This window comes from Catenuloplanes niger, assembly GCF_031458255.1.
GTDB classification, from domain to species: Bacteria; Actinomycetota; Actinomycetes; order Mycobacteriales; family Micromonosporaceae; genus Catenuloplanes; species Catenuloplanes niger.
Map to the genome: position 1 here is coordinate 4,633,427 of NZ_JAVDYC010000001.1, position 13,879 is coordinate 4,647,305.

Annotated in this window: 13 protein-coding genes; 8 read left to right on the top strand and 5 right to left on the bottom strand. The window is 71.4% G+C overall.

Annotated features, from left to right (window positions below):
* Position 1 precedes the first annotated feature (1 nt).
* The 4 genes from nadC to J2S44_RS20525 all read left to right on the top strand — a co-directional run bounded on the left by nadC (position 2) and on the right by J2S44_RS20525 (position 5,576).
* Positions 2-883 (top strand): carboxylating nicotinate-nucleotide diphosphorylase, encoded by an 882-nt coding sequence (gene nadC, locus J2S44_RS20510; RefSeq protein WP_310429802.1) that lies wholly within the window; start codon positions 2-4, stop codon positions 881-883.
* A gap of 25 nt (positions 884-908) precedes the next feature.
* Positions 909-1,667 carry a type III pantothenate kinase gene (locus J2S44_RS20515; RefSeq protein ID WP_310416362.1) on the top strand — a complete coding sequence of 253 codons (759 nt, stop codon included), beginning with the start codon at positions 909-911 and terminating at the stop codon, positions 1,665-1,667.
* Positions 1,668-2,241: 574 nt separating this feature from the next.
* Positions 2,242-2,595, top strand: a complete 354-nt coding sequence (locus J2S44_RS20520; protein WP_310416365.1) for a histone-like nucleoid-structuring protein Lsr2 — start codon at positions 2,242-2,244, stop codon at positions 2,593-2,595.
* A gap of 458 nt (positions 2,596-3,053) precedes the next feature.
* Complete coding sequence (locus J2S44_RS20525) at positions 3,054-5,576, top strand: ATP-dependent Clp protease ATP-binding subunit (protein ID WP_310416368.1); 2,523 nt, start codon at positions 3,054-3,056, stop codon at positions 5,574-5,576.
* Between the two features lie 39 nt (positions 5,577-5,615).
* Here J2S44_RS20525 and J2S44_RS20530 read toward each other — a convergent pair whose 3' ends face one another.
* A complete protein-coding gene (locus tag J2S44_RS20530; protein ID WP_310416372.1) occupies positions 5,616-6,485 on the bottom strand; it encodes an HhH-GPD family protein in 870 nt (289 codons plus the stop codon).
* Between the two features lie 164 nt (positions 6,486-6,649).
* Here J2S44_RS20530 and J2S44_RS20535 point away from each other — a divergent pair, with 164 nt between their 5' ends.
* The 3 genes from J2S44_RS20535 (at position 6,650) to J2S44_RS20545 (ending at position 8,517) form a co-directional block, all read left to right on the top strand.
* Positions 6,650-7,162: a glycine cleavage system transcriptional repressor gene (locus J2S44_RS20535; RefSeq protein ID WP_310416375.1), complete on the top strand. Its 513-nt coding sequence runs from the start codon at positions 6,650-6,652 to the stop codon at positions 7,160-7,162.
* A complete protein-coding gene (locus tag J2S44_RS20540) occupies positions 7,159-7,719 on the top strand; it encodes a peptide deformylase (protein WP_310416379.1) in 561 nt (186 codons plus the stop codon). The genes J2S44_RS20535 and J2S44_RS20540 overlap by 4 nt, the downstream gene beginning before the upstream one ends.
* A 66-nt stretch (positions 7,720-7,785) precedes the next feature.
* Complete coding sequence (locus tag J2S44_RS20545; RefSeq protein WP_310416381.1) at positions 7,786-8,517, top strand: hypothetical protein; 732 nt, start codon at positions 7,786-7,788, stop codon at positions 8,515-8,517.
* Positions 8,518-8,581: 64 nt separating this feature from the next.
* Here the strand turns inward: J2S44_RS20545 and disA are convergent, their stop codons facing one another.
* The 4 genes from disA to J2S44_RS20565 form a co-directional block, all read right to left on the bottom strand.
* Positions 8,582-9,769, bottom strand: coding sequence for a DNA integrity scanning diadenylate cyclase DisA (gene disA / locus J2S44_RS20550; protein ID WP_310416384.1), 1,188 nt, complete (start codon positions 9,767-9,769; stop codon positions 8,582-8,584).
* An 88-nt stretch (positions 9,770-9,857) separates the two neighbouring features.
* Complete coding sequence (gene radA / locus J2S44_RS20555) at positions 9,858-11,300, bottom strand: DNA repair protein RadA (protein WP_374727876.1); 1,443 nt, start codon at positions 11,298-11,300, stop codon at positions 9,858-9,860.
* 81 nt (positions 11,301-11,381) lie between these two features.
* Positions 11,382-12,176 carry a hypothetical protein gene (locus J2S44_RS20560; protein ID WP_310416387.1) on the bottom strand — a complete coding sequence of 265 codons (795 nt, stop codon included), beginning with the start codon at positions 12,174-12,176 and terminating at the stop codon, positions 11,382-11,384.
* 97 nt (positions 12,177-12,273) lie between these two features.
* Positions 12,274-13,107 (bottom strand): UbiA family prenyltransferase, encoded by an 834-nt coding sequence (locus J2S44_RS20565; protein ID WP_310416389.1) that lies wholly within the window; start codon positions 13,105-13,107, stop codon positions 12,274-12,276.
* 46 nt (positions 13,108-13,153) lie between these two features.
* Between J2S44_RS20565 and J2S44_RS20570 the strand changes: the two genes are divergently transcribed.
* A complete protein-coding gene (locus J2S44_RS20570; RefSeq protein WP_310416392.1) occupies positions 13,154-13,873 on the top strand; it encodes a methyltransferase domain-containing protein in 720 nt (239 codons plus the stop codon).
* Positions 13,874-13,879 lie beyond the last annotated feature (6 nt).

The window sequence follows — 13,879 nt, forward strand, 5'->3', positions numbered from 1 at the left end:
CCTGTCGGAGAAGACGCAGCAGGCGCTGGACGAGGCCGGGCTGCCGGTCGCGGAGATCGAGCGGATCGTCCGGACCGCGCTGGAGGAGGACCTCGGGCCGGAGCACCGCGACGTGACCAGCGAGTCCACCATCCCGGCCGACCAGACGGACACGGCCGACCTGGTCGCGCGCGCGGGCGGCGTGGTGGCCGGGCTCGCGGTGGCCGCGGCCGTCTTCGAGCTCTCCTCCGGCCGTACCGTCGAGGTGGTCCTGACCGGCCGGGACGGCACGCGGGTGCGGCGGGGCGACGTGCTGGCCACCGTCACCGGACCGACCCGGGCGCTGCTGACCGCGGAGCGGACCGCGCTGAACCTGCTGTGCCGGGCGTCCGGCGTGGCCACGCACACGCGCGCCTGGGCGGACGAGCTGGCCGGCACGAAGGCGACCGTGCTGGACACCCGGAAGACCACGCCGGGCCTGCGGGTGCTGGAGAAGTACGCGGTGCGGGCCGGCGGCGGCACGAACAAGCGGATGGGCCTGTACGACGTCGCGATGATCAAGGACAACCACAAGCTCGCGGCCGGCGGCCTGACCGCGGCCTACCGACGGGTCCGGGAGACGTTCCCGGACGTGCCGGTGCAGGTGGAGGTGACCACGGTCGCGGAGGCGGTCGAGTCGGTGGAGGCCGGCGCGGACTTCCTGCTCTGCGACAACATGGGCCCGGATCTGCTGCGCGAGGTGGTGGCCGCGGTCGGCGACCGGGCCGAGCTGGAGGCGACCGGCGGCCTGACGCTGGCCGTGGCGGCCGAGTACGGCGCGACCGGCGTGGACTACCTCTCGGTCGGCGGGCTGACCCACTCGTCGCCGATCCTGGACATCGCCATGGACCTGCGGCCGCGCTAGATCGCCTGGTCGATAGGCTGCCACCGTGCTGCTCTGCATCGACATCGGGAACACGAACACCGTCCTGGCCACGTTCGACGGTGACCAGCTCCGGCACTCCTGGCGGGTGAAGACCGACGCCCGCTCCACCGCGGACGAGCTCGGGCTGATGTTCCGCGGGCTGCTGGCCGGCGACGCCGTGGAGATCACCGGGGTGGCGGCCTGCTCGACCGTGCCGGCCGCCCTCCGGAACCTCCGGACGATGCTGGCCAAGTACTACGCGTCGGTCCCGAACGTGATCGTGGAGCCGGGCGTGCGGACCGGGGTGCAGCTGGCGATCGACAACCCCAAGGAGGTCGGCTCGGACCGCGTGGTCAACACGCTGGCCGCGCACAGCCTCTACGGCGGCCCGTCCATCGTGGTCGACTTCGGCACCACCACGAACTTCGACGTGATCAGCGCACGTGGTGAGTTCCTCGGTGGTGCGTTCGCGCCCGGCATCGAGATCTCGTTCGACGCGCTCGCGGCCCGTGCCGCGCAGCTGCGCAAGGTGGAGGCCACCAAGCCGCGCTCGGTGATCGGGAAGAACACCGTGGAGTGCCTGCAGTCCGGCCTCTACTTCGGCTTCGCCGGCCAGGTGGACCGCATCGTGGAGCGGATGATCGAGGAGATCGGCGAGGTCAAGGCCGTGATCGCGACCGGTGGGCTGGCATCGCTGGTGGTCGGCGAGTGCCGGACGATCACACACCATGAACCCATGATCACGTTGATCGGTCTGCGCATGGTGTACGAGCGCAACGTCTAATTCGAATTAGGGGTCGCGCGCCCGGCGGGGCGAGTTGATATTCGGTCGGCACCATTCCGTGACGGACAGCAATCCACCGGACACGCAACCGCCGCGAATCGGTGGCGGCCTTTATCCTTGCCCGGGCCGCCGAGTATGGTTCGGGGCGGGGTGTCCCTATCCGTGACCCGCCGGTGTGCTGGCCGGGCCGCAGAGCCGACTCTCGGTGGTACCGGCGCGGCCACTCAGTCCCGGAGTCCGAAATGCTCCCTTAGTGGCGGCCTGGTGTGACGCCGCGTGACTACGGCCACAACATCCACCTCGCAGTTCGCCAGGTAGCACTTGAGCGCTTCGCGGATTTCCGGTCACGATCCGGCGTCGTATCGAGGTGGAATGCCTTGCAAGCGCCCGGCGGAGAATGTTGGTTCGGTTCCCCGCACCTCGTTGACCAGGGAATCTCTTCGACAACGGCATTGTGGAAAGCTGCCCGTCCGGCGCGCCACAAGACCCTTGCCCATCCTATTGACGGGCGACGCATCTTTTGAGTTATTGTTCAGGTATTGCGGGAGAAACTTGCTCGGAAGGATAACGGCCCGTGGCCAAGCAGATCATTCACAAGCTGGTCGACGACATCGACGGCGGCGACGCGGACGAGACGGTCAAGTTCGCCCTCGACGGTGTGCAGTACGAGATCGACCTCTCGAAGAAGAACGCCGAGAAATTGCGGTCCCTTTTCGAGCCCTACCTCGGTGCCGGAACTAAGGTCGGCCGGGGCGGTGTCGTTGTCGGCGGTCGCGCCGCGCGGGGCCGTGGCGGCGCGGCGGCGGACCGGGAGCAGAACAAGGCGATCCGCCAGTGGGCGAAGAAAGAGGGCAAGGAGATCTCCGACCGCGGGCGCATCCCGCAGGAGATCGTTGACGAGTTTCACGCGAAGGGCCCCGGGCGCTGAACACCCCGTAATCCCATCGTTCTGCGGACAGAGGCCCGTGACGCACCGCGCGTCGCGGGCCTCTGTGCATATTTCCGCAGGTCAAAGAGTTATCCACAGCCACCTGTTGATAACCACAGGCCCTGTGGATAACGTGGCGAACCTGTGGACAACGCCGGTCCACCCGGTCCGGCGACGTCGGTCGGCCGTTCACGGTTCAGCTCTGCGCGTAGCGGCTCCGGCCAGGGAACAGCGGTTGTCCGTGGCAGGTTGGTGAATACGTCGCTGACAGCCGGTACTCGGACAACTTCGAGGAGCGGCGAAGTCGGCCGACGGCGATAGAGTGATGGCATGGACATCCTCCGTGGATGTTCAGGCGTGGTTCACAGGCAGAGACGTGGTTTCGCGGGCAGAGGCGCTGCCACGTTTGCTCGACTCACAAGATCGAGTGCGCACGGCACGTGAGGAGCACGAGGGATATGTTCGAGCGGTTCACCGACCGAGCGCGTCGGGTTGTCGTCCTGGCTCAGGAAGAAGCCCGGATGCTCAACCACAACTACATCGGCACCGAGCACATCCTGTTGGGTCTCATCCACGAGGGTGAGGGCGTCGCCGCCAAGGCCCTGGAGAGCCTGGGCATCTCGCTCGAAGGCGTGCGCCAGCAGGTTGAAGAGATCATCGGCCAGGGTCAGCAGGCCCCCAGCGGGCACATCCCCTTCACTCCTCGGGCCAAGAAGGTCCTGGAGCTGTCGCTGCGCGAGGCACTGCAACTCGGCCACAACTACATCGGCACGGAGCACATCCTGCTCGGCCTGATCCGCGAGGGCGAGGGCGTGGCCGCGCAGGTGCTGGTCAAGCTGGGTGCCGACCTCAACCGGGTCCGCCAGCAGGTGATCCAGCTCCTCTCCGGATACCAGGACAAGGGCACCACCGGCGCCGCCGCCGCGGCCGGTGGCGAGGCCGCGCCGTCGACCAGCCTGGTGCTGGACCAGTTCGGCCGGAACCTCACCCAGGCCGCCCGCGAGGGCAAGCTCGACCCGGTCATCGGGCGCGAGAAGGAGATCGAGCGGGTCATGCAGGTGCTGTCCCGCCGCACCAAGAACAACCCGGTGCTCATCGGCGAGCCGGGCGTCGGCAAGACCGCCGTGGTGGAGGGCCTGTCCCAGAAGATCGTCAAGGGCGAGGTGCCCGAGACGCTGAAGGACAAGCAGCTCTACACGCTGGACCTCGGCGCGCTGGTCGCCGGCTCGCGGTACCGCGGTGACTTCGAGGAGCGCCTGAAGAAGGTGCTCAAGGAGATCCGCACCCGCGGTGACATCATCCTGTTCATCGACGAGATCCACACGCTCGTCGGTGCGGGCGCGGCCGAGGGCGCGATCGACGCCGCCAGCATCCTGAAGCCGATGCTGGCCCGCGGTGAGCTGCAGACCATCGGCGCCACCACGCTGGACGAGTACCGCAAGCACCTGGAGAAGGACGCGGCGCTGGAGCGCCGGTTCCAGCCGATCCAGGTCGGTGAGCCGTCGCTGGCGCACACCATCGAGATCCTCAAGGGCCTCCGCGACCGGTACGAGGCACACCACCGCGTCTCGATCACGGACGCCGCGCTGGTCGCGGCCGCCACGCTGGCCGACCGCTACATCTCCGACCGTTACCTGCCGGACAAGGCGATCGACCTGATCGACGAGGCCGGCGCGCGCATGCGCATCCGCCGAATGACCGCGCCGCCGGACCTGCGCGAGTTCGACGAGCGGATCGCCGAGGTCCGGCGCGGCAAGGAGTCCGCGATCGACGCGCAGGACTTCGAGCGCGCTGCGCAGCTCCGGGACAAGGAGAAGCAGCTGCTCTCCCAGAAGGCGCAGCGGGAGAAGCAGTGGAAGGCCGGCGACCTCGACGTGGTCAGCGAGGTCGACGACGAGCAGATCGCGGAGGTGCTGGGCAACTGGACCGGCATCCCGGTCTACAAGCTCACCGAGGAGGAGACCTCGCGCCTGCTGCGCATGGAGGACGAGCTGCACAAGCGCGTCGTCGGCCAGTCGGACGCGGTGAAGGCGGTCTCCAAGGCGATCCGGCGTACGCGTGCGGGCCTGAAGGACCCGAAGCGCCCGAGCGGTTCGTTCATCTTCGCCGGCCCCTCGGGCGTCGGTAAGACCGAGCTGTCCAAGGCGCTGGCGGAGTTCCTGTTCGGCTCCGAGGACGCGCTGATCCAGCTGGACATGTCGGAGTTTCACGACCGTTACACGGTGTCGCGCCTGGTCGGTGCGCCTCCCGGTTACGTGGGTTACGACGAGGGCGGTCAGCTGACCGAGAAGGTCCGCCGCAAGCCGTTCAGTGTCGTCCTTTTCGACGAGATCGAGAAGGCGCACCCGGACGTGTTCAACACGTTGCTGCAGATCCTGGAGGACGGTCGCCTGACCGACGGTCAGGGCCGGATCGTGGACTTCAAGAACACGGTGATCATCCTGACGACGAACCTGGGTACGCGTGACGTCGCGAAGGCGGTGTCGCTCGGTTTCCAGGCGTCGGAGGACCAGGAGTCGAACTACGAGCGGATGAAGCAGAAGGTCAACGACGAGCTGAAGCAGCACTTCCGCCCGGAGTTCCTCAACCGCATCGACGACACGATCGTGTTCCACCAGCTGCAGCAGGACGAGATCCTGCACATCGTGGACATCTTCGTCTCGCGTATCGAGGGCCAGCTGAAGAACAAGGACATGGCGCTCGAGCTGACCGACAACGCGAAGAAGTACCTGGCGAAGAAGGGCTTCGACCCGGTGCTGGGTGCCCGGCCGCTGCGCCGGACGATCCAGCGTGACGTCGAGGACAACCTGTCCGAGCGCATCCTCTTCAACGAGCTGCGCCCCGGTCACATCGTGGTCATCGACTGCGAGGGCGACCCGGAGAACATCGACCAGGCCAAGCTCGTCTTCCGGGCTTCGGACCGGCCGGTGGAGGTGCCGGAGACGGTGCCGGCCGACCTGGGTGCGGCCACCGAGGAGTGACCCGTCCGTGAAAAGGGCCCCCTGACCGGGGGCCCTTTTTCATGGCAGCACGTAGTGCTCGGGCAGGTCGGGCGCGGGACATGCCAGGCCGTCGGTCACCAGCCCGGCCAGCGCCCGGGTCCGCTGCACCTCGTCCGGCCAGACCAGGTCGATCCGGTGCCGGGACACCGGCACGTCGGACTGCCGCAGCACCGCCATGATCAGGCCACGGACGTGCCGGTCCGTGCCCGCGTACTTCTGCGGGCGCCGCGTCGGCCCCTCCGGCATCGGCCGGCCGGTCGCCTTCCACGCGCACGTGGACACCACCGGGCAGTCCGCGCAGCGCGGCGACCGGGCGGTGCAGATCACCGCTCCGATCTCCATGAACGCGGCGCTGGCCCGCGCCGCCCGGGCCGGCTCGTCCGGCAGCAGCGCCTCGCAGGCCACCAGGTCCGCCGGGGTGGTCGCCGGGCCCGCGTCCGGCTCGCCCGCCACCGCGCGGGAGACGAACCGGCGCACGTTCGTGTCCACCACCGGGTGCCGCTGCCCGTACGCGAACGCGGCCACCGCCCGGGACGTGTAGACGCCGATCCCGGGCAGCGCCAGCAGCTCCTCCAGGTCGTCCGGGACCTCGCCGCCGTGCCGCTCCACGATCGCGGTCGCGCACGCGTGCAGCCGCAGCGCCCGGCGCGGATAGCCCAGCCGGTCCCACATCCGGATCGCCTCGCCCGGCGGGTCCGCGGCCAGCGCGGCCGGCACCGGCCACCGCGCCATCCAGTTGCGCCAGGCCGGCAGCACCCGGACGACCGGCGTCTGTTGCAGCATCACCTCGCTGACCAGGATCGACCAGGGCGAGGCGTCCGGCTCCCGCCAAGGCAGGTCCCGGGCGTTGCGGTCGAACCAGTCGATTGCGGTCTCAGCAATAGTCATCGCGCGACCATCCTGCCCGATGCGTCGGGGCCGGTATCGACGTGGGGGCCGGAGCGAGGCGCCGCCCGGCCATCCACGTCGATACCGGGCCCATGTGTCCCGCACGCTGGACCCTCCGGCGGGGGAACACGCGCGGAAGCGCCCGCATCGGGGACACTGCACGGGTGCAGGAGCTTGCGATCACCGTCATCGGCCACGACCGGCCGGGCATCGTCGCCGATGTCGCCGGCGTGCTGGCCGGGCTCGGTGCCAACCTGACCGACTCCACCATGACCCGGCTGCGCGGCCACTTCGCGATGACGCTGGTCTGCAACGGGCCGCAGCCGGCCGCGGTCGAGGCCGCGCTCACGCCGCTCACCGCGGACGGGAAGCTGCTGGCGACGGTCCGGGCGGTGGAGCCGGACGCCGGCGGTGCGCCACGGGGTGAGCCGTACCTGGTGAGCGTGCACGGCGCGGACCGGCTCGGCATCGTCGCGGCCGTCACCCGGGTGGTCGAGGCGGAGGGCGGCAACGTCACGGACCTCACCACTCGCCTCACCGGACCGCTCTACCTGCTGATCGCGGAGGTGGACCTGCCGCCGGCCGCGGCCGACCGGCTCGCGGACCGGCTGCGCGAGGTCGCGAAGACGTTGGACGTCGAGGTGACACTGCGCCGCGCGGAATCGGACCTGTTATGACCACGCCGATCGACGCCCTGGCGGGGTGGACGCCGGAGAGCCTGGGGGAGCCGGGCACGGTCCGGGCCGTGGTCGCGGCCCCGGACCCGGTGCTCAGCCGCGCCGGCTCCGACGTGGACCCGTGCGACCCGGAGGTGATCCGGCTGGCCGCGGACCTGATCGCCACCATGCGCGTCTCGCCCGGTTGCGTCGGACTGGCCGCACCGCAGGTCGGCGTGAGCGCGCAGGTCTTCTGCGTGGACGTCACCGGCCATCCAAAGGCGGTGACCGTGCACGGCGCGTTCGCGCTCTGCAACGCCACCGTGGTGGAGGCGAGCCGGTGGCGGCCCGGCCGCGAGGGCTGCATGTCCGTGCCGGACCTGACCGGCGACGTGAAGCGGGCCAGCCGCCTGGTGGTCGAGGGACAACTGCCCGGCAGCGGCGTGACCGTGAAGTTCCCGGCGGACGGGTTCGAGGCGCGGGCGCTGCAGCATGAGATCGATCACTGTGCCGGACTGCTGTTCCTGGACCGGGTGGCCGGCGCGCACGCGATCTACCAACGCCGGACCTACCTGTGAGGGATACTCACGGCGCGTCGCGCCGTCGGAGCGCTCGTCGCTCGATACGGTGACCCCATCATGAGAATGACGGTTGGACCCCACCCACCCGCCGTCTACTGGCGGAGACGCGCCGTTGTCCTCGGCGCGCTACTCGTCGTCGTCATGGTGATCGTCTACTCGTGCACCAGAGGCGGCGGCACCGACACGCCGACCGGTCAGGGAACGGGTACGCCGTCGCCGAACGCCGACGCCACCCCCACGACCACGGTCAGCCCGCCGGTGCTGACGCCGCGCACCGACCCGCCCGGCCAGAACCAGTCGTTCAACCCGGCACCGGAGGGCGGCTCGGCCGGGCTGCCCCAGCCCGAGGACTCGCTCTTCCCGACCGCGGGCGCGGACGGGATCGTGGTCGGCGGCAACGGCGGCTGTGCGCAGGGCGCGATCACGATATCGGCGGCGACCGACCGGGCCAGCGCGGCACGCGGCGCGGGACTCCGGTTCGAGCTGCGGATCAAGAACTCGTCGGGCCAGGCCTGCACGCTCGATGTGGGCTCACGCGAGCAGGAGATGTACCTGAAGCGGGGCGCGGAGACGATCTGGTCGTCGGACACCTGCGCCGAACCGGGCGTGTCGGACATGCGGACGTTCGCGCCGGGCGAGGAGACCACGATCGGCACCGCGGGCTGGAACGGCAAGTCGTCCGCGAAGTGCGACGGCGGCTCCGCGGCCGGCGACGCCCCCACCGCCGGCACCTACCAGCTCTTCGGCCGGCTCTCCCAGCAGACCACGAACCCCATAACGATCACGTTGAACTGATCGCCGGACTCATGATCGAGGCGTCCCTCACGCCGGACCGGCATGCGGGACGCCTCGAGCGCGGTCAGACGTAGCGTTCGAGGATGCTGGCCTCGGCCAGGCGGGAGAGACCCTCGCGGACGCTGCGGGCGCGGGCGTCGCCGACACCGTCGACGGCCTGCAGGTCCTCGACCGTGGCCCCGAGCAGGCGCTGCAGGCTGCCGAAGTGGTCGACCAGCCGGTCCACCACGCTGCCGGGCAGACGCGGCACCTTCGCCAGCAGCCGGTAACCACGCGGGCTGACCGGCGCGTCCAGCGCGTCGGAGGCCGGTGGGTAACCGATCGACTTCGCGACCGCGACCAGGTCGATCAGCTCGGTGGCGGACAGCAGGTCCAGCTCGACCAGGGCCTCGTCCAGCGTGCGGGCCTTCCGGCCGGTCGGCAGGTAGTCGCGGATGACCAGCGTGCGGTCCGCGTCGACGCCGGCCATCAGCTCGTCCAGCTGCAACGCGAGCAGCCGGCCGTCCGTGCCCAGCTCGACCACGTAACCCGCGATCTCGTCCGCGATCCGGCGGACCATCTCCAGCCGCTGCACCACCGCCACCGCGTCCCGCACGGTGACCAGGTCCTCGATCTCCAGTGCGGAGAGCGTGCCGGAGACCTCGTCCAGCCGCAGCTTGTACCGCTCCAGCGTGGCGAGCGCCTGGTTGGCCCGGCTGAGGATCGCGGCGGAGTCGTCCAGCACGTGCCGCTGACCGTTCACGTACAGCCCGATGATGTGCATCGACTGGCTGACGGAGATGACCGGGTAGCCGGTCTGCTTGGCCACCCGCTCGGCCGTGCGGTGCCGGGTGCCGGACTCCTCGGTGTGGATGTCCGGGTTCGGCATCAGGTGCACGGCGGCGCGCACGATGCGGGTGCAGTCGCTGGACAGCACGACCGCGCCGTCCATCTTGCACAGCTCGCGCAGCCGGGTCGAGGAGAACTCCACGTCCAGCGGGAAGCCGCCGGTGCAGAGCGACTCGACGGCCGCGTCGTAGCCGAGCACGATCAGCGCGCCGGTGCGGCCGCGCAGGATGCGCTCCAGCCCGTCGCGGAGCGCGGTGCCCGGCGCCATCAGGGCGAGGTTTGCCCGGAGCGGGTCACCGACGGCGCTCGACCCGTTCAGCCCGGGGGATCCGTTCGTCACGGCGCGAGCGGGTGAGCCGACCACGCTGGCGCGGCCAGGAAGGCTGGCACCAGCGGGCTTGCTGGCATCTCGGTCGATCGGCACCCGCACAGTCTACGGACCGTCATCCACGAGCCGCCGTTGCGGTTCGGCCGCAACCCCACACAGTGATTATCTGTCACTCTGAGTAGCCTCACTCCGCCGAGAACCGGGCGGCCCACTGCAAAGCGCTTCGCAGGTCGCCGACCTCCTCTACCCGCATCCCGTCCGGCACAACCCCGGTGGAATCCGGTCCGCAACCGGGCGGCACGAGCGCGAACCTGAAGCCGAGCCGGGCCGCCTCGGCGAGCCGCCGGGGCACCGCGCCCACCCGGCGCACCTCACCGGTCAGCCCGACCTCGCCGATCGCGGCCAGCGTCGGGTGCAGCGCGAGGTTCAGCCCGCCGGACGCGACCGCCAGCGCGACCGCCAGGTCGGCCGCGGGCTCGACCACCCGGATGCCGCCGACCGTGGCCGCGAAGACCTCCTTGTCGTGCAACGTGAGCCGCTCGACCCGGCGCTGCAGCACGGCCAGCACCATGGCCAGCCGCGCGCTGTCCAGCCCGGAGACGGTGCGCCGCGGCGAGCCCGGGACCGTGCCGCCGATCAGCGCCTGCACCTCGGTGACCAGCGCGCGCCGGCCCTCCATGGCGACCGTCACACAGGTGCCCGGCACCGGCTCGGAGTAGCGCGTGAGGAACAGGCCGGACGGGTCGGAGAGGCTGCTGATGCCGCCCTCGTGCATCTCGAAGCAGCCCACCTCGTCGGCCGCGCCGAAGCGGTTCTTGATGCCGCGGACCAGGCGCAGCGACGAGTGCTTGTCACCCTCGAAGTGCAGCACCACGTCGACCAGGTGCTCCAGCACGCGCGGACCGGCCACGTTGCCGTCCTTGGTCACGTGGCCGACCAGCACGGTCGCGATGCCGCGCTCCTTGGCGATGCTGACCAGCGTGGCGGTGACCGCGCGCACCTGGGTGACGCCACCGGAGACGCCCTCGGCCGTGCCCGTGGAGATGGTCTGCACGGAGTCGACGATCAGCAGGCCCGGCTTGACCGCGTCCAGGTGGCCGATGACCGCGCCGAGGTCGCTCTCGGCCGCGAGGTAGAGCTTGTCGTGCAGCGCGCCCATCCGCTCCGCGCGCAACCGCACCTGACTGACCGACTCCTCACCGCTGACCACCAGCGACGACGTCTCGCCGGCCTCGGCCCAGCGCTGCGCCACGTCGAGCAGCAGCGTCGACTTGCCCACGCCCGGCTCACCGGCCAGCAGCACGACCGCGCCGGGCACCATGCCGCCGCCGAGCACCCGGTCGAGCTCGGGCACGTGCGTCGGGCGGGCCTTGGCCGGTGCGGCGCTGATCTGCGAGATCGGCCGGGCCGGCTCCGCCGGCATGCGCGAGCTGACCACCTTGCCGGAGACGACCGGGCCGGGCGCCGCCTCGATCACCGAGCCCCACTCGCCGCACTCCGGACAGCGGCCCAGCCACTTGGGCGGCTGGTGCCCGCAGGCGTCGCACTGGTAGCTCGGACGCGGCTCCTTGGAACCGCCGGAGCGGGGGCGGGTCGATGAGGCACCGCGGGGCACAGGTCGGGTCACGCCCGCAACGGTAGCCGCGCCCACCGACAAAAAAGCCCGCCCGGTGTCCCGGGCGGGCTCGAAGTCTCGGAAGGCCGCTGACTAGTGGCCCTCGCCCTCCTCCTCGTGCGGAGTCTCGCGCGGTGCCGGCGTCAGCGGGATGTCCACCGGCGTCGGCACGGTCAGCAGCGGGCTGGCCGCGCCGCCCTCGGTGGCCTGGAACGTGAGCGTGACCGACATGCCGCTGCGCAGCGCCGCGGCCAGGCCGATCAGCGACAGCCGCTCCGCGCTCTCCGACGTGAAGATCACCGCACCGTTGCCCGGGATCTCCACGGTGGCGGCACGCCCGGCCGGGGTGGCCGGAGCGGCGGCCGTGGCACTCGGCGACGGCGAGGACGCGCCCTCGGAGGTCTCGGGCGACGGCGAACCGGAGGTCTCGGTCTCCTCCTCGCCCGCACCGGCGGACGGCGAACCGGAGGCACCCGCGCTCACCGGGCCCGACGGGGACGCGGCGGCGGAACCGGACGGGGCCGCGGCGGCCGCACCGCCGAGGATCCGCACGTCCCGCGCCGTGGTCACGGTCGGGCCCGCACCCTCGGGCGGCGCGCCGATGCCGATCTCGACGGTCATCGGGTTGGCGGTCTGGTTGATCAGCGTCACGTGCACCGGCGCGTTGCCACCGGCGGGGTAGCCCTCGACACCCTCGTACGCCACGGCGAGCCCACGGACCGCGAGCTTCTGGTCGGCGGAGTCGGCGGAGACGCTCGCGACCGACGGCGCCTTCATCGCGGTCTCGGCGATCTGCCCGGCACTGCAGCCGGTCACCGCCAGAGCGACCGCCGCGGCTCCCACCGCGAGGCGCAGGGCCCGGCGGCCTACCGTCATCGAGCGCGTCACGTCGGTCCTCCTCGAACTACCAGAACGCGAGCTGGCCGGGCTTCAGCCTAGTTGGCCGTGATCCGGTTCGTGAGCCGACCCGCCAACTGGGCCGCGCTCAGCCCACCGCACCGCCCACGACCAGCAGAATCACGTCGATCAGCGCGACCGCGATGACGGATCGGAACGCGGCGTGCGACCGCTGACCACGCGCGGCGGCGGCCCGCCCGGCCAGCCATCCGGCGGTCAGCGTCACGGCCGCCGCGACCAGCGCGGCCGTGCCCACCCAGGACGGCGGGCCGGGCGGTCCGAACGCGAGCGTCACGGTCGCGGCGAGCAGCAGCCCGGCCGCGGCGATCCGGGACGCGGTCGCGCCGAGCCGGTGCGGCAGTCCCCGTACCCCCGTGGTCAGGTCGTCCTCGAGGTCCGGCAGCACGTTGGCGAAGTGCGCGCCGCCGCCGAGCAGCCCGCCGGCCGCGACCAGCCACAGCGGTGGCGCGGGCGCGCCGGGCAGCGCCAGCACCGCGAACGCGGGCAGTGCGCCGAACGAGACCACATAGGGCAGCACCGACAGCGGCGTCCGCTTCAGCGGCGCGTTGTAGAGCAGCGCGGAGACCAGCGCCAGCGTGATGCAGACCGCGGCCGGCGGCGTGGTGAGCAGACCCAGCACCGGTACGGCCGCCGCGGACAACAGCGCCGCGACGCCCACCGTGGTGCGGCTCACCGTGCCGGCCGCGACCGGCTTGTCCGCCCGGCCGACGGTCCGGTCCCGCGCCGCGTCGAGCCAGTCGTTGCTCCAGCCGACCGCGGCCTGACTGGCCAGCACGGTCGCGGTGACCAGCGCACCGCGCGCGAACGAGTGGCCGGCGCCGGCGGCCAGCAGCGCGCTGACCGTGGTCACGGCGAGGCCGGGCTCGGGATGGGACGCGCGGAACAAACCTCGGAGGGCCATGTGCCGCAGTCTGGCCCTTCCCGCCGACTCGTGCCAGGCTCGACGAATGGTGCCGCCCCGGATCGAGGCACGTAACGACGTTCGGCAGTACGACGTACTCGCCGCGGAGTGGTGGCGTCCCGGTGGCCTGTTCGAGCTGCTGCACTGGCTGGCCGCCGCGCGGGCCGCGCTGATCCCACCGGCGACCCGGGCCGGTGCGGTGCTGGTGGACGTGGGCTGCGGCGCCGGACTGCTGGCACCGCACGTGGCCGGGCACGGCTACCGGCACGTCGGCGTGGATCTCGGCGCCGCCGCGCTCGCCCAGGCCGCGTCGAGGGGCGTGCTGCCGGTCCGGGCGGACGCGGCCCGGCTGCCGCTGCCGGACGCGGTCGCGGACGTGGTGGTCGCCGGCGAGCTGCTCGAGCACGTGCCGGACCTGCCGGCCACGGTCGCGGAGCTGTGCCGGGTGCTGCGCCCGGGCGGCCTGCTGGTGCTGGACACGCTGAACGACACGCCGCTGAGCCGGCTGCTGACGATCACCGTCGCGGAGTTCCTGGTGCCCCGGTCGCGCGGCATCCACGACGCTCGCTTCTATGTGGACCCCGTCCGGTTGACTGCGCTCTGCGCCACACACGGTGTACGGCTGCGCATTCGGGGTATCCGACCGGGCCTGCCCGCGCTCGCCGGCTGGCTGCTGGGCCGGCGACCGCCGGAGCGTGCTCGCCGCATGCGTCCGATCAGGTCGACCGCCGTCGCGTACCAGGGAATGGGGCGAAAAGAGTGGTGATCATAG

Excerpts from the sequence above, each read along its gene's own strand:
- J2S44_RS20525 (WP_310416368.1), top strand. The coding sequence starts at position 3,054 with ATGTTCGAGCGGTTCACCGACCGAGCGCGTCGGGTTGTCGTCCTGGCT.
- J2S44_RS20530 (WP_310416372.1), bottom strand. The coding sequence starts at position 6,485 with ATGACTATTGCTGAGACCGCAATCGACTGGTTCGACCGCAACGCCCGG.
- J2S44_RS20540 (WP_310416379.1), top strand. The coding sequence starts at position 7,159 with ATGACCACGCCGATCGACGCCCTGGCGGGGTGGACGCCGGAGAGCCTG.
- J2S44_RS20545 (WP_310416381.1), top strand. The coding sequence starts at position 7,786 with ATGACGGTTGGACCCCACCCACCCGCCGTCTACTGGCGGAGACGCGCC.
- J2S44_RS20565 (WP_310416389.1), bottom strand. The coding sequence starts at position 13,107 with ATGGCCCTCCGAGGTTTGTTCCGCGCGTCCCATCCCGAGCCCGGCCTC.
- J2S44_RS20570 (WP_310416392.1), top strand. The coding sequence starts at position 13,154 with ATGGTGCCGCCCCGGATCGAGGCACGTAACGACGTTCGGCAGTACGAC.